Source organism: bacterium (assembly GCA_019695305.1).
In the GTDB taxonomy this organism is placed as follows: Bacteria; UBA10199; UBA10199; order UBA10199; family JAIBAG01; genus JAIBAG01.
The window spans coordinates 60,072-83,971 of sequence record JAIBAG010000011.1 but is presented as its reverse complement, the minus strand read 5'-3'; the positions used below and the strand labels follow the sequence as shown (position 1 = coordinate 83,971).

16 protein-coding genes are annotated in these 23,900 nt (G+C 41.4%); 12 read left to right on the top strand and 4 right to left on the bottom strand.

All coding sequences use genetic code 11. From position 1 onward, the window contains the following. Nucleotides 1-273 precede the first annotated feature (273 nt). Complete coding sequence (locus K1X76_06895) at nucleotides 274-1,860, top strand: NAD(P)/FAD-dependent oxidoreductase (GenBank protein MBX7148799.1); 1,587 nt, start codon at nucleotides 274-276, stop codon at nucleotides 1,858-1,860. Here the strand turns inward: K1X76_06895 and K1X76_06890 are convergent. Continuing rightward, complete coding sequence (locus K1X76_06890; GenBank protein MBX7148798.1) at nucleotides 1,857-2,102, bottom strand: hypothetical protein; 246 nt, start codon at nucleotides 2,100-2,102, stop codon at nucleotides 1,857-1,859. The genes K1X76_06895 and K1X76_06890 overlap by 4 nt on opposite strands. A 321-nt stretch (nucleotides 2,103-2,423) precedes the next feature. Beyond that, complete coding sequence (locus K1X76_06885; protein ID MBX7148797.1) at nucleotides 2,424-2,834, bottom strand: FKBP-type peptidyl-prolyl cis-trans isomerase; 411 nt, start codon at nucleotides 2,832-2,834, stop codon at nucleotides 2,424-2,426. Between the two features lie 84 nt (nucleotides 2,835-2,918). Here K1X76_06885 and K1X76_06880 point away from each other — a divergent pair, with 84 nt between their 5' ends. The 3 genes from K1X76_06880 to K1X76_06870 all read left to right on the top strand — a co-directional run bounded on the left by K1X76_06880 (nucleotide 2,919) and on the right by K1X76_06870 (nucleotide 5,689). After that, nucleotides 2,919-3,758, top strand: coding sequence for an Hsp33 family molecular chaperone HslO (locus K1X76_06880; GenBank protein MBX7148796.1), 840 nt, complete (start codon nucleotides 2,919-2,921; stop codon nucleotides 3,756-3,758). Between the two features lie 199 nt (nucleotides 3,759-3,957). Next, a complete protein-coding gene (locus tag K1X76_06875; protein ID MBX7148795.1) occupies nucleotides 3,958-4,929 on the top strand; it encodes a serine/threonine protein kinase in 972 nt (323 codons plus the stop codon). Between the two features lie 13 nt (nucleotides 4,930-4,942). Then, nucleotides 4,943-5,689, top strand: a complete 747-nt coding sequence (locus K1X76_06870) for a CAP domain-containing protein (protein ID MBX7148794.1) — start codon at nucleotides 4,943-4,945, stop codon at nucleotides 5,687-5,689. Here the strand turns inward: K1X76_06870 and K1X76_06865 are convergent. Continuing rightward, complete coding sequence (locus K1X76_06865) at nucleotides 5,670-6,623, bottom strand: LOG family protein (GenBank protein ID MBX7148793.1); 954 nt, start codon at nucleotides 6,621-6,623, stop codon at nucleotides 5,670-5,672. The genes K1X76_06870 and K1X76_06865 overlap by 20 nt on opposite strands. Before the next feature lie 206 nt (nucleotides 6,624-6,829). Here K1X76_06865 and K1X76_06860 point away from each other — a divergent pair, with 206 nt between their 5' ends. The 8 genes from K1X76_06860 (at nucleotide 6,830) to K1X76_06825 (ending at nucleotide 23,267) form a co-directional block, all read left to right on the top strand. Next, complete coding sequence (locus tag K1X76_06860; protein MBX7148792.1) at nucleotides 6,830-8,248, top strand: M23 family metallopeptidase; 1,419 nt, start codon at nucleotides 6,830-6,832, stop codon at nucleotides 8,246-8,248. Between the two features lie 189 nt (nucleotides 8,249-8,437). Beyond that, nucleotides 8,438-9,997 (top strand): DUF885 domain-containing protein, encoded by a 1,560-nt coding sequence (locus K1X76_06855; GenBank protein ID MBX7148791.1) that lies wholly within the window; start codon nucleotides 8,438-8,440, stop codon nucleotides 9,995-9,997. A gap of 205 nt (nucleotides 9,998-10,202) precedes the next feature. Continuing rightward, entirely contained in the window at nucleotides 10,203-12,647 is a 2,445-nt protein-coding gene (locus K1X76_06850; protein ID MBX7148790.1) for an acyl-CoA dehydrogenase, read from the top strand. Between the two features lie 147 nt (nucleotides 12,648-12,794). Beyond that, nucleotides 12,795-13,475, top strand: a complete 681-nt coding sequence (locus K1X76_06845) for a PilZ domain-containing protein (GenBank protein MBX7148789.1) — start codon at nucleotides 12,795-12,797, stop codon at nucleotides 13,473-13,475. 229 nt (nucleotides 13,476-13,704) lie between these two features. Further along, on the top strand, nucleotides 13,705-14,226 hold the full coding sequence (locus tag K1X76_06840) for a PilZ domain-containing protein (GenBank protein ID MBX7148788.1): 522 nt from the start codon (nucleotides 13,705-13,707) through the stop codon (nucleotides 14,224-14,226). Nucleotides 14,227-14,392: 166 nt separating this feature from the next. Beyond that, on the top strand, nucleotides 14,393-20,755 hold the full coding sequence (locus K1X76_06835; protein ID MBX7148787.1) for a hypothetical protein: 6,363 nt from the start codon (nucleotides 14,393-14,395) through the stop codon (nucleotides 20,753-20,755). A 112-nt stretch (nucleotides 20,756-20,867) separates the two neighbouring features. Continuing rightward, a complete protein-coding gene (locus K1X76_06830; GenBank protein ID MBX7148786.1) occupies nucleotides 20,868-22,448 on the top strand; it encodes a hypothetical protein in 1,581 nt (526 codons plus the stop codon). A gap of 51 nt (nucleotides 22,449-22,499) precedes the next feature. Continuing rightward, nucleotides 22,500-23,267, top strand: a complete 768-nt coding sequence (locus tag K1X76_06825; GenBank protein MBX7148785.1) for an acyltransferase family protein — start codon at nucleotides 22,500-22,502, stop codon at nucleotides 23,265-23,267. A 5-nt stretch (nucleotides 23,268-23,272) separates the two neighbouring features. Here the strand turns inward: K1X76_06825 and K1X76_06820 are convergent, their stop codons facing one another. Continuing rightward, nucleotides 23,273-23,860, bottom strand: coding sequence for a hypothetical protein (locus tag K1X76_06820; GenBank protein MBX7148784.1), 588 nt, complete (start codon nucleotides 23,858-23,860; stop codon nucleotides 23,273-23,275). Nucleotides 23,861-23,900 lie beyond the last annotated feature (40 nt).

Below are 23,900 nucleotides of genomic sequence, written 5' to 3'. Positions count from 1 at the left end.
TTTAAATGTTATTCAGGCGGATTTGGAACGCTTGGTTACTGGCGGGGGGAAGAAGTTTGGGGGGGGGGGGGTGGGCTTGTAAATTTTTTTGGAAAGCCTCAACTCGCCAGTTATATAGAAGCGCCCTCCCCAGTTCTGGAAGAAAGGCCTTTGGATGGTTGTGGGAGGGCTTATAAGATTGGCTCAAACACACGGCTTTCCAAAAAAATTTACAAGCCCACCCGCTCATTGATTTTTGGGTGAAGTAAGAGAAAAGAGAGAGGAAAATAAAATATGCCAGCTCAAGTTTATAAAAAAGAATTAGTAAAAGGTCCCTACGATGCCATCATGATTGGGTCGGGCATTGGGGGTTTAAGTTGCGCAGCCCTTATGGCGCGTGAAGGGAAAAAAGTTCTTATTATTGAACGCCATTATGTGGCGGGTGGGTATACGCATACGTTTACACGCAAAGGATACGAATGGGATGTGGGGGTGCATTATGTGGGTGAAGTGCATCGCGAGAATTCTGTGCTTCGTCGTGTGCTGGATGTAATTAGCGACAACAATCTTAAATGGGCCTACATGCCCGAAGTTTACGATAAAGTTTTTTTTGGTGATGAGTGTTACGAGTATGTAGCTGGCGCCAAAAGGATGAAGGAAAAACTCTATAGTTATTTCCCTAACGAAAAAGCGGCTATCGATGGCTACTTTGATGCTGTGTATGAAGCGGCCGGTGCTGCAAAGGGTTTTTTTGGTGAAAAGGCTTTGCCTTCTGCTATTGCCGCTGTTGCTGGCCCATTCATGCGGCGTGGTTTTTTAAAATATGCCAACCAAACTACCGATCAGGTTTTAAGAAGTTTAACCTCCAATCAAAAGCTCATTGGTTTACTCTCCGCTCAGTATGGCGATTACGGTTTGCCTCCCAAGCAAAGCTCGTTTGCTATTCATGCGATGGTTGCCAAACATTATTTTGATGGTGGTAATTATCCTGTGGGTGGTTCGGGCAGTATTGCCGAAACAATCATTCCTGTTATCGAAAGTGCGGGCGGCACGGTGCTCATTAAGAACGGTGTTAAAAAGGTTATCGTAAAAAATGGAAAAGCCACCGGGGTAGAATTGGACAATGGCGATATTATTGAATCGCCCATGGTTATTAGTGATGCGGGCGTGGTGAATACTTTTGGACCGTTGCTTGATGAGCCCACGCAGGAACAATTTAAATTAAAAGAAAAACTCACCAAAGTGAATCCATCACTCGCGCACATTGGGCTTTATATAGGGTTTAAAAAGACATCCGAAGAACTGGGGCTTAGTCCGGCTAATTTGTGGATTTATCCGGGTTACGATCACGATGAAAGTATGGCCAACTATGTAAAAAATCCGGATGGACCATTACCTGTCACTTATATTTCTTTTCCTTCCACCAAAGACCCTACCTGGAATGAGCGTTTTAAAAATCGCTCTACCATTGAAATTGTTGGTTTTACGCCTTACGAGTGGTTTAAAAAATGGGAAGGAACAAAATGGCTTAAGCGTGGCGACGATTATAAAGAATTTAAAGAAAGATTATCTAATCGCTTGCTTGATAATCTCTATCACTACGTGCCGCAAGTAAAAGGTCAGATAGATTATTACGAACTGTCTACACCACTTTCCACACAACATTTTTGCAATTATCAAAAAGGTGAAATTTACGGTATCGATCACACCCCCGAACGTTTTAATTTAAAATGGTTAAAACCCCAAACCCCCGTAAAAGGCTTGTATTTAACCGGCCAAGATGTAGCTAGCGTGGGTTTAACGGGTGCTTTATTTGGTGGTGTTCTAACAGCCTCGGCTATTCTTAAAAAGAATGTGGTGATGGAAGTGATGAAATCTTAATACCGAGCCGAAAGTGTAGGGTTGCTTTGGTTGGCATCGCTTAAGTCTTGTTTAATCGACTCGAGGAAATCACCCAGTGATACATTTTGGCCCATAATACGTGCCAGGTATTGGGTTTCGGGCGTAGACAAGGTGCTCATATTGGGGCTCACCTCGTTTTGTTCTGTTTCGGCCTTTTTAGCCCGGGTGGGTTTTTCCAAGCGGTAAGGAACGAAAGTGCTGATTGCTGGTCCTATTTTCATAGTTTACTCTTTTAAATTTTTGTTGATTGTATAAGTATTTCTAACTTCTCATGAGTACTTCTAGTACTTATGAGAAGTTGAAATGCTTTATAAATCTTTCCCTCTAAAGGCCTATACGGCCGGGTCTTGAAAAAACTTTAGTATTATTTTAATATTTTTTTAAATATATGAAATTATTAGATAATTTTATCAAAAGACCTCTTCAATCAAACTTTAACTCAAAAGTAATAACGGCAAAAAAAGGGGTTCTTTAAGTAAAAAAGGGGGGTAAAAAAGACCCCAGCCTTGGGTAAAGCTGGGGTCTATCTATAATAAGAAGCTTTATTGAACGCCTAAGAGTTCTACATCAAAAATAAGGTCGGCGTTGGGAGGAATAACAGCACCGGCTCCTTGCGCCCCATAACCCAGTTTAGAGGGAATGTAGAGAGTGCGCTTGCCACCAATTTTCATTCCAGCTACGCCTTCATCCCAACCGGGAATCACCATACCCACGCCCAACATAAAATCGAAAGGTTTGCCGCGGGTAAGCGAGCTATCAAATTGTTTTCCCTTTTGGCCTTTATCGTTAAGCCAACCGGTATAGTGAACCGTTACTTTTTTACCTTTTACGGCTTCGGTGCCAGTTCCTACCACGTGGTCGTCAATGCCCAGGCCGCTAGCGGTGGTTGTGGTGGCGGCAAAGGCAGGAGAAATTAAAAGTACAAAAAATGCTGTGAGAAGTAATTTTTTCATAAGGTCCTTTCGTATTGTAGGGGTGAATACAGCGTGCGTTAGTATATTGATTGTTGGATGAAAGTAAACTAATAAGGTTTTGTTATGAAAGAAGATTACCTGCTTATAGCCGTTGACGCTCAAAAACGAGTGGCATTTCGTTTTTTGTGCCTCAATCATGCGGTTCAAAACTTAATCCAGACTAAAAAAATTCCGGACACTTTTAAAAAGAGTTTTGGTGAATTTGTTCTGGCCTCTGTTGTGCTGGGTAGCCGAAGTGATAATCAGGAAACAAAACTTTTTAAAGCTGAAATGGATGATAAGCATTTTTTTATCAATGCCGAAATTTCACCCTTAGGGCCTTTTCGTGTGGCGCTATTTCCGCGTGAATCGGTGTTTAATATTAATTTACAACAGCCGGGGTTATTAAGGCTGGTTACACTCAATAAAAAGGACGATGTGTATCAAACCGTAGAACCATTTAAAGCTTTTGAACCGCTTTCTATTTTTAGAAATTTTTTAACACATAGTGTGCAAACGGAATTTTGTTTGCAGCTTTATTCAGAAGATAACGCGCATTATGCCCTCTGGGTTGAAAAACTGCCCGATACCACGACTGATGAATGGAATATAATAAAAAACCGCTTTGAAACTCCGGGGCTTTTTTTACAAAGTTTTAAAAACTCGGATGATCCTGATGGCATTATGAATACACTTTTAGATCCCGGGTTTAAAATTTTAGCGGTTACCAAGCCGGTGCTGGCGTGCTCGTGCAGCCGCGAGGCTTTTATTAAAGCGCTTAAAGTTTTGCCGCAGACCGATCTTGTAGAACTCTTTATGGATGGAAAGGGTGTGAGTAGTATTTGTGATTATTGTGGTAAAGAGTGGACGGTAACGGATAAAGATTTGCAGGATGTCCTTAAATTGGAGTCGACAAAGCACTGAGATTTTATTCTGAGGTGTTCTTTTTATTTTTTTGTAAACCTAATGGCCATTTATTAGATGGCGTCCTCACCAATGCTGGGAAGAAAGGCTTATGGGTGGTAGAGTGAGGACTTTAGAGGTGGGCCATATGTTTACAAAAAAATAAAAAGAACACCTCAGAATAAAATCAAGAGTGGTTTTAGTGTTTGGTGATTTTATTATGTCCGTATTTGATCAATTACTACCCGAAGTTATTCTCAATGCCGTGGAAGATCAGGGTTACCTGCCTACCGGTTATTTATTTCCCTTAAACAGCTACGAAAATCGCGTGTATGAAATTGGTATTGAAGGGGCCCCGCCTATTATCGGGAAATTTTATCGCCCTGGCCGTTGGGGTGAGGGGGCTTTACTGGATGAACATCGCTTTATTAAAGCTTTAGTAGAAGCTGAGTTTCCGGTGGTAGCACCTCTTGAGCTTAAAAAAACAAGCCAGCAGGAAAAAACATTAGGATTTGTAGAAAATTATTATTTTGCTCTGTTTCCGCGCTTTCGTGGCGCGCACAAAGCTGAGCTTATGCAAGACGATCGCAAGTGGATGGGGCGGCATTTGGCCCGGCTGCATAATGTGGGGGCAAGTTTTAAGGCCAAGCATCGTTTGCCTCTAAATCCGCAAACTTACGGAGAGGCTTCTCTATCTTTTATTTTGTCACAACCCCATATTCCCGATGATTTAAAAAAATCTATCGATCATTTATTAAATGATGCTCTTGATTTAGTAGAGCCGTTTTTTAACGATTCCCTTGTTGCTTTTACTACTCATGGCGATTGTCATTGGGGGAATGTGCTTTGGAATCATGATGGCCCTCATTTTTTGGATTTTGATGATATGGTGATTGCACCACCTGTTCAGGATATTTGGATGCTTTTTTCTGGAACTCCCGACGAAGTGAAGGAACAAAAAAACGCTTTTTTAGAGGGTTATTCGGTTTTTAGAGATTTTGATGAAAAAACATTTATTTTGTCTGAGCCCTTGCGTACATTAAGATTGATGAGAATGGCTTCTTGGATAGGTGAGCGTTATGAAGAAGAAGCCTTTAAAAGGGCTTTCCCGTATTACCGCGACCGCCGGTATTGGGAAGAGTTTTTATTATCCATAAAAGAACAGATTGGTCTGTTGCAGGAATTATACTAAAATGTATAGTGATATGAAAAAAATATTTATCCTTATTTTTATTGTTTTGTTTTCGTTTCCGGCGTTTGCCAAACGCGTTCCGCTAGACGATAAATGGGATTTTTTAGCCAAAGATAAAACGGATTTTGTAGATTTTCCGGTGTTACAAAAAAAACTTTTAGAGGAAATTAATAAATTACGTTTTAACCCGCAAGATTACGGAACCCATTACAAAACTATCTTGCTTGAAAATCATGTTGGCAAAAAAGAAAATTTTAATGCTCTTCTTTCTATCACCAAAGGTAATCCGCAGGTGTTAGAAAGCGTAACGGCTTATCTTGATAATATCACAGGCGCTTTAGATTTAATTGAGTCTCCCGAGCTTACAAAAGCTGCTGCCGACCATGTGAATGATATTGGCCCAAAAGGTATTAAAAGCCATGTTGGCAGCGATGGCCAGCGAGTTGCCCAGCGTGTGCGTAAGTATGTAAATTGGAAACAACATGTAACCGAAGTTTTAGTTTATGGTTATCCTACTGTAGAGGAATTGATATTGTATTTGTTAACGGCCAAAGGTTCTGATTCGGATGAAAATCGTCAAATATTAATGTCGCGTGTTTATACAAAAATAGGTGTGGCTTGTGGGGTTCATCAAACCGAACAAGTGATGTGTGATATTATATTGGCTGTTGATGTAGAACCGAAAACATCATCTCAAACTAATTCTCAACCCAATGTACAGGCTGTCCAGCAACCAAAAACTATTCTAGCTCTTGAATGAGCTTTTTTAAATAGCCGTACGATCTAAAATTAAACCCGGTTAAAATAATTTGGTTTTCTTTAAAAAGAGCAGATTTAAAGATGCTTTTTGATTTTTTGGCTAAGAAATGTTGGACTATTTTTTTATCGGCAGCATTTACGGTATGGCGCAAGGTAAGCACAATATTATTATTTTTATCGTATTCAATTTTATTAACTACTCTATAAAAATTATCTACCAGTTTTACTGATTCACGATAATCCGACACAACATCCAAAAGCCAAATATCTTCGTGATTAATGTAACCTTTTTTAGCAGCATACTGAATATCAAACAAAATATGTTCGGGATCGGGAGTAATGTAGGATATGGGCATAAGAGGGGCTTTTCCGGTTTGCACCAGTGTTAATACTTCAAATAATTCATCTCGTGTTCCCCAGCCACCTTCACAAGCAATAAAAGCTTTAGAAAGAGTGCCAAAAAAGAATTTACGCACCATAAAATAGTGGAATGTAGCCGATACTCCAACAAAGGGATTGTTGTGTGGTTCAAAAGGAAGTGAAATTTTTAAACCTACCGAATAACGCTTAATCATTTCTTTGTACTCAGTAGAGTTAATAAGAGCCTTTTCACTTTTGTATTTTTTACTTTTAGAGAGCTTTTTAATAATGCCATCGGCAATACCTTCGTTAGCGGCCTGCATAATGCCAAAGCTGGCACCCGTAACTACAGCATAGCCTCGGTTAAAGAGGAGCTCGCCAAGTTTACGGGCCTTTTTATACTCTTCATCGTGTGGTTTAAGACGGGCCGATCCAAACACAGATACAATTTTAGCCCCCGAATCGGTAATAGGTTTAAAAATTTCCATGGCGTAAAAGTATTCAAGCAATATTCTTAAACCTCTTACTTGGGGTGTTTTAGACTCTTCAATGTATTGTTTTAAGTGATCACGCATAAGTTAATTATAGGGGCTCACGTTGCCCCCTCCATCCCGCAAAGCGGGGCTGGAGCCTCCCCGTCAACGGCCTGTGGCCTGGTTATTTTTTTATTGTAACCGAGGAGGGCAAATACCGCAATTATTCCTTTTCCTTTCTTGACCTTTTAAAAATTTTAAACAGAATGGGCCAGTTCCTCTTTGAACCACTAAAATATGGAGAAAATATGAGCCTTTTTTTACAGGATGCACCGCGCAAAAAAACCAATTATTCGTTTATTCTTTTGCCCCTTTTAGTGGTGGCGCTTTTAGGCGGCCTTATATACCTTTTAACACGTTTTGATTTGCTGGGTTCCAAACCTGTTATTACTTTAGTGAACTCGCATACACAGGAGCTTGTTGAAGCCATTTCACCTTTAAGTGTGGGTAAAAATCCTGCTTTTGTCATCAATCTTACTAACAAAAAAAATAAAATATGCAGTCTCGATGTTTCGATGACGCAAAATGGTGCCACAAAAAATGTTTTTCATGCCGATAAAACGGTAGGGGCATCAGAAACCACGCCAATTACCGTTCCGCTATCGTCTATAAGCTTACCCCAATTAGGGTTTACTGAAGGCGATGGAGGCCTTGTTGTTGAAGCCGAAGATTGTTCTCTGTTTGGTTCAACGGGACTTTATAGCCAGCCTATTAAAATTGATTTTTCGCCTCCTATTTTGGGCTTAACATCTACACAGCATTATGTAAACCAGGCGGGTGCCGATTTGGTAACCTATCGTATTTCGGGAGATGTGAGTAGTTCTGGTGTGCGTATTGGACCTTATCAATTTAAAGGTTTTAAAATTCCCGGTAGCCGTGGGCAAAGTGGTGAGTATTTTACAATGTTTGTTTATTCGTACGATTTAAAACCAGGTGAAAAAATTGAAGTTTATGCTCGCGACGAAGCAGGTAATGAAGCGATAACCACTTTGGTTCCCGCCAAGTTTTTTGCCAAAGAATTTAGAACACGCGATATTGAAATTAACGATGATTTTATCAATAATCAAGTGGCGGCCATTATTTCGTCTACTCCAGGGCTTACGCGTACCGGTGATAATTTAAAAGATTTTCTTCTTGTTAATAACGAACTGCGCAAAAAAAATGCGGCAATGCTTCTTGAGTTTGGCAAAAAGTCGGAAGAAAAATTTTACTGGAAAGATGCATTTATTCCTCTGCAAAATGCAGCCATCATGGCTAATTTTGCCGACTATCGCAATTATATGTACAATGGCCAAAATGTAGATAAACAAGTGCACTTGGGTTTTGACATGGCCGCAACCGAGCATTATCCTATTTCGGCTAACAACCGTGGCAAAGTTTTGTTTGCCGGTTATTTGGGAATTTACGGCAACACAGTTATTATTGATCATGGTTATGGTTTAGAAACACTGTATGGACATTTAAGCTCTATTGGTGTTGCCGTGGGTGATATTGTGGAAAAGGGCGCTATTATTGGTAATTCGGGAGCTACCGGTTTAGCCGGTGGTGATCATTTACATTTTTCTATGCTCATTCAGGGTGTGCAGGTTAACCCTATTGAAATGTGGGATCCTCACTGGATTGAAGATCATATTTATTTGCGTTTGGGAAAAGAGCTGTTTAATTGATTATGTAGTTTGCGCCGCCCTCTGCTGCATTATTTTATTTTTTTAAATAAATCTGGAAGCCATCTATTAGATGACGTCCTCACCATTGCTGGTAGAAAGTCTTATGGGTGGTAAGGTGAGGTCTTAAAGGTGGGCTGCAGATTTATTTAAAAAAATAAAATAATGCAGCAGAGGGCTGTTTTTTTCTTTATGATCCTTAACTCTCTTACTAGCCAATTTTTAAAAACCTACTTCAAATTCTTTCCGGTATCGGCATCATCGCAGGGCTACGCTGGTTTTGATGGTGAGTATGGAGATTATTCGGATAAAAAAGTAAAAAAGTTTTGTTTAGAGCTGCGCGGTATTTTAGAAAAACTGAAAAAAATTCCTCAAGAAGTAGATGTCGAATTGCTTGCGCGCAAAATAAAACATATTTTACTGTATACCGAAACTCTTAAAACTTATACCAAAAATCCGGTAGAGGTTGTGAGTGAAGCTTCCGATGGGCTGTGGGTGTTAATGATGCAAACGCATCGTAGTAAAAAGGAAAAAGTAAGCGCTCTTGTATCTCGTTTAAATAAAATCCCCAAATTTTTTGATGAAGCAAAAAAATATACCAAACGTCCCGTGCGTTTATGGAAAAAAATTGCCCTCGAAGATTATAGTGGTTTTATTGATTATTTAAAGAATGTGATTGCGCCGTACTTGAAAGAGCAAAAAGTAAAGGGAGTGGATGGTAAAATTAAAAAAGCGGTGTTGGCCGTAGAAAATTTTGCCAATTTTCTTAAAAAAATAAAAGGTGAGCAAAAAAGTTTTGCTATTGGAGCCAAATATTTTGCGATTATTTTAGAAAATTTTCACGGTTTTAACGAAACACCCAAAGAACTTTTTGATTTGGGTCTTGCTCAAATGGACGAGCTTAAACAAAAGCTGGCACATCAGGCCCAAACAATTCGGCCGGGTAGCTCGTGGGAAGCGCTTGTGGAAGAATTTAAGAAAGATGTTCCTCAAAACTCCAATTTGGTAGAAGTGTATAGGGAAAAAGTAGAGGAGATTAAAAAGTTTTTGGTCGACAAAAATTTAGTGACTCTGCCGCCGCAGGAATCGCTGCGTGTTATTGAAACGCCGTCCTTTTTACAAAGTTCTATTCCATACGCTGCTTACTCGGCACCCACAATGCTGGCGCGTGATGCTACCGGCAGTTTTTTTGTAAGCCCTACGCGGGGTGATCAGGAACTTTTAGAGGAACACAATATTCATGCTTACCCGCTTACTACCTTGCACGAAGCATATCCCGGGCATCATTTACAATTTTCTATTCAGCGGACGCTAATGTCTCCTATACGGAAAATTTATGATGTAGCAAGCTACTATGAAGGATGGACGCTTTATTGCGAAGAAATGATGGCGGAAGTGGGCTATTACACGCCGGTGATGCGGCTTTTTCAGCTTAAAGATCGTTTGTGGCGCGCATGCCGTATGGTGGTGGATGTGGGCATGCAGTGTATGAATATGACAGATGATGATGCTGTAAATTTTTTGGTAGAGCATGCCAAACTATCGCCTGCTGGTGCACGTGCGGATGTGAATTGGTATACACAATCGCCCACCACGCCACTGTCGTATTTAGCCGGTGCGCTAAAAGTAAGAAATATCCGGGAACGCTATTTGGAAAAAGGGCATAATTTTTTTGAATTTCATAATTCCTTCCTTAGCTATGGAGCTATCCCATTGAATTATATAGAAAATTTTTTAAACACCGCGTTATGAATGAATGACCATTCATTTTTTTGTTGCCTTTTTAAGCCTGTAAGGTAGACAATCGATACACTTAAATTAAAGCTCTAAAGTGGGTGGTGGATCCACTTTTGATTTTTAATTTTGTCCATTCCCCCTTGCGTGGCAAGGGGATAAGATTTTGTAACGCTGCCCAGCACGGTGTGCTGGCCAACTAACAAACTCTAAGGAGGTTTTCATGAATGCAATTTATGGAATTTTTCAATCGGCTCCGGTTCCTGCGGCATTGGGAATTGTGTTGGCTGTTTTGGCTTTAGGTTATAACGGTGCCCGTCTTATTTTATGGACACTGCTTGGAGCTATTGCTCTGGTTGGCTTTGGCGCTCCTGTGCCAGTACTCATCGGTTTTGGCGCCATTGCTCTTATCTTTAATACTCCTGCCAGACGTGCTCTTTCGGGTGTGATCATGAAGGTGATGAAAGACTTCATGCCAAAAATCTCCGAAACCGAACGTACCGCACTAGATGCCGGTGTAACCTGGATTGAAAAAGATCTTTTCTCCGGAAAACCCGATTTTAATTCCATCTTAACAGAACCTTATCCCGATTTAACTGCCGAAGAAAAAGCGTTTGTTGAAGGACCTGTTAATAAATTGTGTCAGGTTGTGGACGATTGGGCTGTATGGCGTGACCGTGAATTGCCCAAAGCAGCTTGGGATATCATTAAGAAAGAAAAGTTTTTGGGCATGATTATTCCCAAAGAATATGGCGGTTTGGGTTTTAGTGCTCTGTGTCACTCCGAAGTGATTCAGCGTTTAGCAACCCGTTCAATCCCTGCCACCATTACCGTAATGGTTCCTAACTCCTTAGGACCTGCCGAGCTTTTAATCCACTACGGTACCGAAGCTCAAAAAAGAAATTTGTTACCTAAGCTTGCAAGCGGTGAAGAAATTCCCTGTTTTGCTTTGACTGAACCTACTGCTGGTTCGGATGCGGGTTCCATGAAATCCACTGGTACACTTTTTAAAGATGCCAGTGGTAAATACAAAATCCGTTTAAACTGGAACAAACGCTATATTACCTTAGCGGCCATCTCCACCACATTGGGTTTGGCGTTCCGCTTACTCGATCCCGAAAAACTTTTGGGTAAAGGCGAAGATTTGGGCATTACTTGTGCTCTTATCCCTTCCAATACCAAAGGTGTTGTGTTGGGCCGTCGCCACGATCCTTTGGGTGTTCCTTTCTACAACTGTCCTACTCAGGGTAAAGATGTAGAAATTGATGCCGAAGAATGTATCCCCGGTGGTATTAAAAACGCCGGCAAAGGCTGGGAAATGCTTATGGAATGCCTCGCTGCTGGTCGCGGTATTTCGCTTCCTGCGCAAAGCACTGGTACTTCCAAATTGGTTACCCGCGCTGTAGGCAATTATGGTGTTATCCGCAAACAGTTTGGTGTTTCTATTGGTAAATTTGAAGGTATCGAAGACCCCATGGCTCAGATTGGTGGTTTTAATTACATTCTTGAAGCCATGCGTAAATTTACCTTGGGCGCTTTGGATAAAGGCATTAAACCTCCCGTTATTACGGCGATGGCCAAATACAATGCTACCGAGCTCTCTCGTAAATCATTAGTACATGGTATGGATATCTTGGGCGGTGCGGCTATCTCGCGCGGGCCTCGTAACCTCTTAGCTCACAGCTATATTGGTGCTCCCATTGGTATCACCGTAGAAGGTGCTAATATCATGACCCGTACACTCATCATTTTTGGCCAAGGTGCTCTTCGCGCGCATCCTTATGCGTACCAAGAAGTAGCCAGCGTAGAAAAAGGTGATGTGGCTGGTTTTGATAAAGCTTTCTGGGGACATATTGGTCACGTGGTGCGCAACACTTTCCGTGCTGTTCTCCTCTCGGCTACTCGTGGTTATCTTTTCCGTCCTCCTGTTGGTAAAGGTGTTGGCCGTTACTATCAAAAACTGGCTTGGGTTTCGGCTTCGTTTGCGATTTTGGCTGATATTGCCATGGGAACTTTGGGTGGCTCACTCAAAACCCGCGAAAAAGTAACCGGTCGTTTTGCTGATATCCTTTCGTGGTTGTACATGGGAACTGCGGTTCTCCGTCGTTATGCTGCCGAAGGTTATCGTAAAGAAGATCTTCCGTTTGTGGACTACAGCATGGATTATGCTTTTGCCCGCATTCAAGAAGCTTTTGACGGACTCTACGGAAACATTGGTAGCGTGATGGGCCCTGTATTTGCTGGTCCTGTGCGTGCCTGGAGCCATTTTAATAGCCTGGGTAAAGAAGCTAGTGATAAGTTAACTCATAAGTTAGCAACACTCATTCAAAAAGATGGCGAACAACGCGACCGTATGGTGGAAGGTTTATTCTTTCCTCAAGGTGCCGACGAAGGTTTAACTCGTTTGGAACATGCGTATAAAGCCATTATTAAGGCTATGCCCATTGAAAAGAAAATTTTCAAGGCCATCAAAGCAAAAACAATCAAACGTAACAAAAATATTGCTCTTCTTTTGGAAAGCGCCCTTAAAGCTGGTGTGATTTCCGAAACCGAAGTAGCCGATTTAAAACGTATGGAAGAATTGCGTTACGATGCCGTGCTGGTTGACGATTACTCTCAGGATGAATACCTGGGCCGCGTTGCCGGACCGGTTGCTAAAACTGCATAAAGATTTTATCTTTGTCCGATTTAGTAAGGTTTTCTTTTAAAATCCCTCTCTGTTGAAAAGCAGAGAGGGATTTTTTTTATTTATTTAATGACTATTCGTTGACGAAGAAGAAGGGGAGCAATATTATTGGATAATTATTTATCCAATATGATTTTGCCTCCATACGATCTTAATAAGCCTCTTGTTTACTTTCATATAGGCGAGCTGAATTCAAAGGTGCCCGTTCGTCGTGTACAAGAAGATACATTATGGGTTGATTATAACCGTGATCTTTTTTTACAGCGCGAGTTTGAATGTTTTATTGTGCTGGAGAATGGACGGGGAATTTATAGTTTTATTGGCGAAGTGCTGTCGTTTGGCCCTGTAGAAGAAGCTAAAGTGGATATTGTGGGGATTCGGGTGATGCCCGGCACTTCAAAAATTGTAAACCGTCGAGAGTATGTCCGATTAGATCAAAATATACAGGGCAATATAGAAGTTAAATTGGGTCATCAGATTGTACCTTGTAAACTTATTGATTTGAGTGCTAACGGCGTGCGTTTGGAAATGGGTAAAGAATTTGTCGATTATAATGCTTATTATCATTTAAGATTTCAGAGTGATTTTATTAATAAAATCGAATTTGAAACGGCTTTTAAAATTATTCATACTTTTAAAGAGGATTCTCTAAATCAAAGTACTTACGGAGCTGTATTTTTAAAGGATATTATTTCTTCTAAAATTGTAGCTATTACCGAGGCTAAACAGAGAGAAATAAAGCGTTGGATTGATTATGTGATGATTGACAGAAAGAAAAAGGCTCATTTACACACCATATCTCCTGCATAAAAGCATCTTGAACTGTTTCTGATAAAATGCGATAAAGTGGTTTCTGGGATTCTTTAAAATAAAAAATAAAACAATTACCGAGTTAAGCCGACTGGACCCGGCAAAGCCGCACCTTTATATCCAAATTGGAAATTTTAAAAGCTGTGTCACAATTCGGCGTACGGATGCTACCACCATTTGGGTTGATTATAGCCGCGATCTTTTTTTACAGCGTGAAATAGACAGTTTTGTGGTGCTTAAAAACGGTGAGGGTATTTTTGCATTCACGGGTGAAGTTCTTAACTTTGGGCCTGTAGAAGAAGCTAGGGTTGATATTGTGGGTATCCGCGTTATTCCAGGTACCGGTAAAACCATCAATCGTCGCGAGTATGTGCGTCTTGAAAACGGTTTTAGCTGCAACATGATTTTGACTCATTTGGAGCAAAAGCTTCAAGCCTCTCTTATTAATTTAAGTGCCAATGGAGCCTGTTTAGAAACCGATAAAAGTTTAAGCATGGATGATTATTTTGAAGTGGAGTTTAAAAGTAATTTTTCACGCCCCATCCATTTTAAAACGGCTTTTAAGGTTATTTATGATGATATCAACCCACAAAATAACAGGCATCAACTAGGCGTTGTATTTCTTAAAAATGTGGAATCTAGCCAAATTTCATCTTTGTCCGATGTGAAGCAACGCGAACTGGTGCGCTGGATTGATTATGCCATGATTGAACGGCGTAAAATTGAAAACTTTAAGCACGCCCACGTCTAAAACTCCAAGCAACAATTCAAAAGATTTACCGATAAATTGACTCAATTTGGGCATTGATTATGACGCGTTACGTTATTTGTTTTTATTGTGATGCGTAGCATTCTCAGTTAAGTATTTTGATTAGTTTTGGGGGAGGGGGTCGGCCAAATTTCTTGGGATATTTCACATGGCTGACGGGGTAATTTATTACAAAAAAGAGGATGCCGAAAGCATCATCCGCGCATTTGCCACTTTGGCCGAAGAAGCGGGTTTATCGGATGAAAGCCGCCGTCTTTTACAAAATTTAGACGGGCCGCTGGATAGCTATAATCAAGATGATGCCTTGGGCGTTATTGATGCATCCTTTTTTCAAGAACTGAATCCTTCCAGTTATGCTTGGCGGCTGTGGGAAACACTCACCTTTATTTACGATGCCGATCATCCGCTTACCTCAGAAGATGTGGTGAGTGATAGCGACCTGCGTCATTTAGTACAAAATTTTGATATTGATCCTGCCTCATTGCTTTTAAATATTCCCGGTTATTTTATAGAGCATCCCGAAGATTTTGAAACAGCCAGTACTGTTGTTTATTCTGCAAAACCGGCAGATGTGCCACAAGCCATCAGCGGTTTTTCTCCAAATGCAAAAGAGGTGCTTAATAATTCGCCTCCTCCTTCTTATCCGCCGTCTACAATTTTTATTGATGTATCCAATATTGTGGATGGTTCGGCATATTTTTACGAAGAACAATGTACTTTTGTAGGATGGGATGACATGCCGCCTGTTTTAGATGTGTTATTTGCGTATTTAAATAGCCAGAATAATTTTGATTGGCACAACCCACAACCCTATGTCCTTACACTAACAGAATGGGAAATGGCGGTAGTTCAACATGGAGCAGAATATAATTTAGATGCTCACAATAGCTGGCATACTTTACTCGATATCATTTCGGCCGAAAGTACTTGTTTAGAATCTCTTATCCCGGGTGATCTTGTTGATTTAAGCCCCGATGATTATGTTTTAACGTACCAAGGTGTGGATGCTTATGTAGAGGCGCCTCAAGATTTTTATATCCCTGTTTCTCAAATAGAAAGTGTCATTCCCGCTACTTGTGATGATAAAACTGATTTTCCGGCCGATATTCAAAGTGTGGGTGTGCAGGCAAGTGTAATTGTGCGTGGTAATCACCGTATCGACTTAACACCCAAGCGCTGGTGGTTGCCGTCACAAATGCTGTATGTAGATATTTTAGACGGAGCCACTTTTTCCGTAAATTCTCAAATTCAAAGCAATGAACTTGAGTTCGATCCGCAAACACCCACAGTTTATCTCCATAATGTATTTTTAAATTCACATCTTCTTGCTAGTGCTCTGGATATAGAAATGAAAGCGTTGCAGGTAAGTTATGATGCCTCTGGCGATAACGGGAAATTGTATTTGGTTTTAGATAGGCACGATTATGATGATTTGGAACAGAGTGCTGTTTGGAATTTTATAGAAAAAACTTTGGGCGATGCTGGTAGCTGGCTGGCCGATAAAGTAGGAGCGTATAACACCCTGATTAAAGTGGATGTGACAAGCCTTGTTGAAACACTGTTGGGCAAAGAGGCCGCCGCTTCTCTTTTAAACGATGATGGCACGTTAAAAGCCAATATTACGGTTAACGATTTGATGGCTGCCTTGCAAGCCAGGCTTGCTCTGCCGGCCGAGGAACCACAAGAAGGATTTTGGACTGATCTTCAACATGACGTTGTCACTCAAGTAGAAGAAGAAGGTCTTGATTTGCTGCCTAGCATTACCTCTACCGTTGCTCTTTATGATGTGAATGCTACCTATTTTCCCGAAGGCGATCCCTCTTGTACGCCACCTTCTAACACCGAAGGTTTTCATATCACGTCACTTACACTCAATAACGGGAGCATTCATGCCGCAGGTACTTTGCCCGCTGCTTTTTTAGTGGATGGTGTTTTTCCCGTCACATTAGAAGGTTTTTATATCGACAACCAAGGTAATCGTCGTGATTTTGAAATCACAAAAGACAAACCTTTGTTGGCTAAGGTGATTGTTAATGCCGATAAAAAGCAGGCTTATATCACCATTACCGGCGAAGATATTCCGCTACCTTTGCAAGTTGCTTTAGGTTCTACGCACGGAACGGTTGATCCATTAGTGGTGGATGTGCCGGGTATTGAGACCGGTTCTATTGATTTAACAGGGATTGATCGCCTCGCTCATCACGGAAATACACTTAACCTTGAAACTTCTGTGGAGTGGCCTACTTTTGATTTAACAGATTTAGCGTCTAACAATTGGGTGGCACAAATTCATTATGCCTTAAATGTTTTATTTAAGGAAAAACCCGAAAGTAACAACCCGGCTTCTTTTTTGGCTGTTTCTACCGCCGGTGATGTGATGATGGACAACAGTTTTACCGCACAGGGAAGTGGCGATCTTGCTGTAGCAGCACACATTGCTGCCGATCAGGAGCAAACTGTAGATGTTCATGATGGTTCGTATGCTTTTTATATGGACGATTCCCAAAATTGGGGTGGAACTGTTCATGCCGTAACTGAGGCCAGGCAAGGAAAAGCGGGTTTACATCTAGGCAGTACGGTTGCGGTTTACGATGACGACCAAACTCTTCATCTGTTGCCGCGGCTTGATGCCGTTTCAAGCCTGGGTATTGCGAGTCATCCTTTTCATTTTGGTATTACCGAGGGAGAAATGGTGTTTAGCCCCAATGGTCCATTGACGGCAGCGGAATTAAGTTTTGAAAGGCCCCTTGGTTTTTACACGCAAAATTTAGATTTGCCCATTTACGATAATCAAAAACAAATTTTAGGCGAGGCCCATTTGGGTGCTACTCATGGTTTAATAAAAGGCAAATGGTCGGTGGGTGGTGCACGGCTTGCCGATATTGTGAATACCGATTTGTATGGTAACGGGGGTCTTACTTTGTATCAGGGTTTGGGCATTGATGTAGAAGCCGGTCCCCAGGCTCATTTTGTGGCCTATAGCGGCACAGGATTATCGCTTGAGATAGGTGGTATTAATTTGGCCGATGGTATGCCCGGACTTTTATTTAATGGGTCTATCGGGGCGGGTATTCATGCCCTGGGTCGTTTTGATCAATTTTCATGGAACGATGTTTCTTTTGAGTCCCGTTTTTATGATTTGAATGTAAGGCTTGAAACTCCCGGTGTGAGGGCCCGCGCGTATGCAAGGCCCATTACTCTTGACGGTCTGGTAGCCCTTAATGATTTTCATGGTCCGTCTCCCGATGAAGCACATGCTGAGGAAATAGAAAGTTTAACGGCCGAGATAAACTCCGCGCTGGGTAAAGATGGAGAAGAGGTGCTTGCTGCACAAGATTTTGATGTAAATGATGCAGCCAAGCTTGCGGCCAGTGTAGAGCGTTTTATGCTCACCTTAGAAAAAGGCGGTATTGACTGGAAAGGTGAGTTTCCCACACGTATTATTCACGATACGGAATATCTGATTGTTCCTCTCAATCCCGATAAACCCAAAGGCGTTAAAATGCTTATTCCCCTTATGCATTATGTAGATCAAGGTCATCGCATTTTGGGTGAAAAATACAAACTCTCTACTTTTGATATTGAACTCACGCGTCCTATTTATATTGAAGTTTTGGGAGGCATTAAGATTCCACTCAATGGACTAAAGCTAGCGACCCGCGCACAACCTTTTACCCGCCGCGAAAAACGCGGTGAGGTGGTGGATTTGGTTTATAGTACAGGTGATGTTCTTACTGTAAAATTTTATGATGATGCTCTTACACGTCTTTCCCCCGACGCCTTGCTACGCACTTCCGAACGCATCATGCATTATCAGCCCCATAGTTATGAGATTTTGCGTTTAAACGGCCATCAAGTAACTCCCGATCATCCTCGTGCCACTGAGCTCATGGCCCAATCCAAACCCGTATCGGCCAAAATTATTCCGTTTGTCAGTACTTTTGTTGTTAGCTGGGGAGATAACAATATTAATTGGGCGCGTGTAGAAATTTTTCAATCCGATTTAGAAAATCTTTCGGATGAGGAAAAACAAAAAAAGATACGCGACATTATTTTGGGTAACGATCCCACTCGTTTTAGAGTGCTTTCGCTGAACGTAGAACGCAGTCAGCTGGAAGAGGTTGAAGAAGAGAGTAGGGTAACACCGGAAATGAAGGCGTTTCAAAAAGCTTTGGCGGCGAGGGTTCCTTTGTCGCTTACTTTTGTTCCCGAATTGGAACGCGTATTTATGAAGGTGGATGGTCGTAATTTAACGGTGGATGTGGCCGATTCGCATTTATATGCATCGGGTCTGTTTGGTTTACGAGATGCGCTTAAGGAAGAAGTGGCTAAAGGGAATTATACCGTTGTGGCCTATGAAGATGAACAAGGCAATTCCTTAACGGGCGACGCGCTTACAGGGGGTGCCCAACAACATGTGAAAGAGGCTCTTCTTTCCGGAAATTTTTGCGGCATTAAATTGGAAGACCGCAATGCCTATCAACGCGGACGGCATGTGCTGGTGGCTAAAGTTGGAATTTTGCGCCTTAATGTTTTAGGGCTTTTGGATTTTGTGGGATTTTTTCAAACAAGTGGACCTTTGGATGAATTTAACAAAACGTTCTACAAAAAATTAAAAGAAGAACACGGTATTGATATTCCTCGTAACACGGTGCCTACCAAGCTTGAAGAGTTGGTAGTGTTTGTAAAAGCCTTGGTCGATTTATTTACAGCTGAAGAGCCGTCTCTTGTTTCTAAGGAGAGTATGCCGGATGGGAAGATAGAACCAAAAAATGATGATGAAAAAGCCCGCCAAAGTTTTTTTGTAGGTATTTTAGGCGTTATTGTTGATTCGCTTGCAGTTCATTTGGATGATGCTGTGATCAACTCGGCTAAATTAGAGAGTGAAATGGTGGTGGGTTTGGGAGATGCCGGAGCGGTTCATATTTATCCCGACGGGCCTTTTACCTTAACAGGAGGTGCTAATATTCATGTGCGGGGCGATGAGAGTACGCGCGGATTTATTAGTTTAGCCGGTCGTAGCAGCGAAGCCCTGCCGCGCTTTGAGGTTGATTTACATAATCCCAACACCATGCATTTTACCGTGGAAGATATGCATAATTTATGGGTGGCTGCTGATTTTATTAACGGTATGGATAAAGTTCCCCAAATTTCATTTACGGTGGATGATGCGCAGGTTTCGGGTCCGTTAGAATTTGCCTTTGCCGACGACAGAAGTAACGAGGAGGATGCTCATTTTAGAGCCGAAGCAGGTAGCTTTGTGCGTGGTAATATTCGTTACGATTTTACACCGGTATATGATGACGAAGGAAATTTTGTGGAGCATAGGCACCATACGTACATTAATTTTGATGGTGAGAGTGTTAATTTGGAAAATGGTCGTTTGTATTTTACGGCCAGTGCCAAACAAAACGAGAGCCCTAATCGTTTGGCCGGTTTTTTTAACGCGGGAGAAAAATTTAAAATTCACGACGGTACAATGGATTTTTCTTTTAATGTTCATGTGCCCCAGGAGGGTGAAGTTTTAGATCCGGAGGCTACCCTTATTACCGATACAGTCATGGATATTGATTTACCGTTTACTCAACAAAACGGTCATCTGGTTCTTAGTTTAGGCGGACAAAACCGTAATCTTAATCTCAAGGATATGGATGTGGCCGGTGGCCATATTCGTGTGCATACAAAACCCTACTATCGCGAACCCGATCATGTTCTGTTAGGAAATTTCCCGGAATTTCTATACGAGTTTGATGATATTAACGCAGCCCTCGACATTCCCAGCGACAGGCGTATTGAAGCGCTCAATCTCCATCTAGATCCTGCCGTTACCAATGTGGCTTTAACCGGCGACGGCACTATCCGCCTCTTTGGTCCCGAAGGTGGCATCACAGCCACACCAGGTGGCACTCCTTTATCTGTGACGCTTACGGGTCCGGTGGTGGTGCCTATTTCAAAAGCTGGTGTAGAAGGATTTTTAAAAATTGATGAGTTGGTTGTTAATATTAGTGATCTGCAATTTGAAATGGCGCCCGACCCTCTTAATCCCAACAACATCATTCCCACTTTAAAAAACTTTGTGGGTTCTATTGCGGGGCAGGGCAGTGTTCAGGCCACTTATCAAAATACCATGCCCAATGGAAACACGGCAGGTCTTGTTATTCCGCCGCAACCATGGCGTTTGGCTAATCAAGAAACTACCGTCAGTTTTAGCAACATGAACGACTGGAGCAGTCTAGCTGCCGAGAACGATGGTTTTGGTTTAAGTATTGGGCCCAAAGGGCATCTACTTTTTAATCTTCAATTGGGCCACACCACGCTTGAAAATGGAGAGGTCACCATCGACAACATGGATTTATCGACTACATTAAGCCCTTATTTTAAAAGCCTGGTAGAAGGTTTACTTCAGTCTACAGCCCGTGTGGGGCTTCATTTAGAGGGTGCCAAGGTGGATGTACTTTCTCTCCTTCAAGGCCTTGGTACTGTAGGTTCTTCTCAACCTGATAAACCATAAAAATTTCAAATTGAGAAAAAACTCATTTTAACGCAACGCATCTATAAAATACTCAATTATTTCAACTATTGGTTATGTCTAAAAATTGGCACAGGGGTTGCTGTATATACCTTTGGTGCAAAAACTTTTATCCAACCTGCGATTGATAAGCCTGGGGCTCTTCCTGATGGTGAGTGCCTGTATGGGAGCCGATAGTAATGGATTGGGGGGCAGTCCTAATTCCAATAGATATCCGGGAGCACCTATTGTTCCATCAAAAGGGGGACAGGCTACCGAATTAATAGGCGTGGATATTCCTCTTCCGGTAGCTAAAGCTACTAAAGGTTATGTAGATCCTACCAGTATTCGCATGGGCACTGCAGACGAAATACAGGATGACTATGCCGATGTTGTGAATAATTATGTAGAGGAAAACGATTTGTCTTCCGATACCAACTTAATTGTGGCTCAAGGTACAGATGGGGAATTTACCTTTTGTATTGATGAAAATAATTGTTCTACCGAGCAAGTGGTAGATGGCTGGTTTATTAAAAGTGTGGCCGATCTTAATTATGGCGAGGCTGTTAAAATTTCTTATGCCACCGAAGCTCTAGAGGAAGTGGCTATTAAAGTAACACTCAACGAGCCTAAACCTTACTTGGCTAAAACAAGCTACACTGTAGATATTTCAACCAGTATCCATACCGTGGATGCCGCAGTAGGAATATCGGCGGGCCAAGTCATGTTTAATGGAATAAACGATAATAACGAGCTTGCTGTAATGAGCGTCCCGGTTCACGGTGGTGTAGTTGAAAGTGTTATTCCACTGAATTCACCGCTTCATAATATTAAATGTGCCCAAGATATGACTTTTTGTATGGGTTATAGCAATGAAAGTGGTGATTTGGTGAGGGTGAATCGTGATAAAACAACGGAAAATATTCACTTAACGCCTTTTGCCACTTCCGAGTTTGCTATTTCTCCCGATGGCTACCGTGTAGCACAGGAAGCACGTACTACCTTTATGGGTAAACAATACTCGCGCATTGCTATTGGTTATACCAGCAGCGCATATGGAAGTGCTGTGTATATTCATCAAAACAATCGTCAAGTTTTAAGTCGCAGTTTTATTTGGAATGATGAAGATAGCCTAATTGTGATAAGCCATTACGGTAATGGTGATTATAATTTGGAGTACTTAAGTTTAACGACTGATGATTCCATCCGTGTTGGTCCCGGAGTTTTTCTGTTAAGCCCTGTTAAACTTTATTCGTCTACACGCCCCATAGCCAATTTACAATTATGGAATGATCATAAAATTACATATGAGTGTACTAATGAGGCTGCTTCCAACGTTAATATTTGTGTGTTTAATTTACAAACCGCAACAGAAAGTGTTTTGGTAAAAGCTTCCAGTTTGGGTTTAGGGAAAAATGGTGTTAAAATTGCCAAGCATCAATGGAATGCCGATCATACCATTGTTATTTTTGATATTCGACCGTATAAAACCGAGGCCTATACACCTGAAGATTATGATAAGTTTTTACTGGGTGCCTATAATGCAACCACACAGAAAAACACAATTTTAAAAGAAGGCTTTTGGCCCTATCCCCATCCTATAACGCCCAATTTAGCAGCCTATGTAGCCCTTAACGAAAATGGAAAGCCGGTGATTGGGGTGCTTAATCTTAAGCACTATCCAGAACTTAAATAAAAAGCTTGAGTCTTGAAAGTACTTTCAAGATGTGATTTATAAGACTTTCACATGTCGAAGAAAAATATTTTTACAAATCCGTATCGTGACGGAGACGAAGACCATCTATATTTTACAGATGAAAAAATGCTTAAGCATTTTGCGTCATCGCTTGCCATGGTTGAAAAATATTTTCGTTATACCATGGTTGGGTTTAATAATTTCCCCCCAAAAAAAGGTTTTATGATTGTTGCCAATCACGGTTTTATGCCTTTTGATATGGCACTCCTGATACGTCAAATTTACTTAAAAACCGGACGCCGTGTGCGTATGCTAATGCATAGCCGCACCTGGCGTTTACCTGTATTACGCGAAGTTTTTTTAAATATGGGAGCGGTAGATGCAACTCCCGAAAACGCTGTGCGCCTTTTAAAACGTGGTGAAATTGTGGCTGTATTTCCGGGAGGGGAACGCGAAGGGTTAAGATCGTCGGCGCATAAGTACAAATTATTGTGGGAGGGGCGTACCGGCTTTGCTAAAACAGCAATAGCAGCGGGAGTGCCCGTAGTGCCATGTATGTCGGTGGGTATTGATGATATTTTTTATATTCTCGACCAACCCATGAAAATTTCCAAAAAGCTTTTTCATCGATATTTACCTTTTCCCTTTTTTGTGGGCTTAGGAGGACTTCCTTTTCCACGAAAAATTACAACCCATATTGGGGTACCTATACAACCACCAAAATCAAGTAAGATGGTAACACGGTTTCATCAACAAGTGTGGGCTAGTTCGCAAAAAATGCTGCAAGAAGGTGTAAAAAAACGGCGCTGGTTTGAATAAAAAAATTAATTTTGAACTTTATGATAGTCTTTTTGAGGTGGCCCGCTAGATAGATCTTTTTCTACTACTCCCGAGGACGATTTTACTTTTTTAGGCTCAGTCACGTTTGTGTTTTGAATAACCGGATCTCCTCCTGATACCTGAGCAATATTGCCTTTTTGTATCAGTTTAAATGAGCCAAAAGCAATCCCTATATCAACCCCTTTTCCTTTTGCGGTAAGAGAAAGTGATACATCGCCATTAGTCATTGCTTGGGCGTCTACCGATTTAGCAACGCCGGCATGAGCTTCACTGGTGGCATACGATCCCAGTACTTCGTTAATATCGTGCACATGGGTAAAGGTACCTTCGCCATCGGTAATTTTTGTTTTTCCAAAACTAAGACCACCACCACGGGTTTGTACAATAACATTCACTCGCTGTCCGTTGTCGCAGGTGACGGTACCCGAACCGTCTCCCTTTTTATAAAAAATAGCCCAACTTTTTAATTCAAAATTTAAACGACATTTTGTTTCGGGCTGGGATGTATCAACTTTGGCAAAAACAGGAAGGGTAAATAAGAGAATAAAAGTAGTAATGATGGTTTTCATCATGATTCCCTCTAATCCCGAAAAACGGGATAAGACTATGACA

What these genes read in the sequence shown, in the direction of transcription:
- K1X76_06895 (MBX7148799.1), top strand. Translation starts at nt 274, where the DNA reads ATGCCAGCTCAAGTTTATAAAAAAGAATTAGTAAAAGGTCCCTACGAT.
- K1X76_06890 (MBX7148798.1), bottom strand. Translation starts at nt 2,102, where the DNA reads ATGAAAATAGGACCAGCAATCAGCACTTTCGTTCCTTACCGCTTGGAA.
- K1X76_06885 (MBX7148797.1), bottom strand. Translation starts at nt 2,834, where the DNA reads ATGAAAAAATTACTTCTCACAGCATTTTTTGTACTTTTAATTTCTCCT.
- K1X76_06880 (MBX7148796.1), top strand. Translation starts at nt 2,919, where the DNA reads ATGAAAGAAGATTACCTGCTTATAGCCGTTGACGCTCAAAAACGAGTG.
- K1X76_06875 (MBX7148795.1), top strand. Translation starts at nt 3,958, where the DNA reads ATGTCCGTATTTGATCAATTACTACCCGAAGTTATTCTCAATGCCGTG.
- K1X76_06870 (MBX7148794.1), top strand. Translation starts at nt 4,943, where the DNA reads ATGAAAAAAATATTTATCCTTATTTTTATTGTTTTGTTTTCGTTTCCG.
- K1X76_06865 (MBX7148793.1), bottom strand. Translation starts at nt 6,623, where the DNA reads ATGCGTGATCACTTAAAACAATACATTGAAGAGTCTAAAACACCCCAA.
- K1X76_06860 (MBX7148792.1), top strand. Translation starts at nt 6,830, where the DNA reads ATGAGCCTTTTTTTACAGGATGCACCGCGCAAAAAAACCAATTATTCG.
- K1X76_06855 (MBX7148791.1), top strand. Translation starts at nt 8,438, where the DNA reads ATGATCCTTAACTCTCTTACTAGCCAATTTTTAAAAACCTACTTCAAA.
- K1X76_06850 (MBX7148790.1), top strand. Translation starts at nt 10,203, where the DNA reads ATGAATGCAATTTATGGAATTTTTCAATCGGCTCCGGTTCCTGCGGCA.
- K1X76_06845 (MBX7148789.1), top strand. Translation starts at nt 12,795, where the DNA reads ATGATTTTGCCTCCATACGATCTTAATAAGCCTCTTGTTTACTTTCAT.
- K1X76_06835 (MBX7148787.1), top strand. Translation starts at nt 14,393, where the DNA reads ATGGCTGACGGGGTAATTTATTACAAAAAAGAGGATGCCGAAAGCATC.
- K1X76_06825 (MBX7148785.1), top strand. Translation starts at nt 22,500, where the DNA reads ATGTCGAAGAAAAATATTTTTACAAATCCGTATCGTGACGGAGACGAA.
- K1X76_06820 (MBX7148784.1), bottom strand. Translation starts at nt 23,860, where the DNA reads ATGATGAAAACCATCATTACTACTTTTATTCTCTTATTTACCCTTCCT.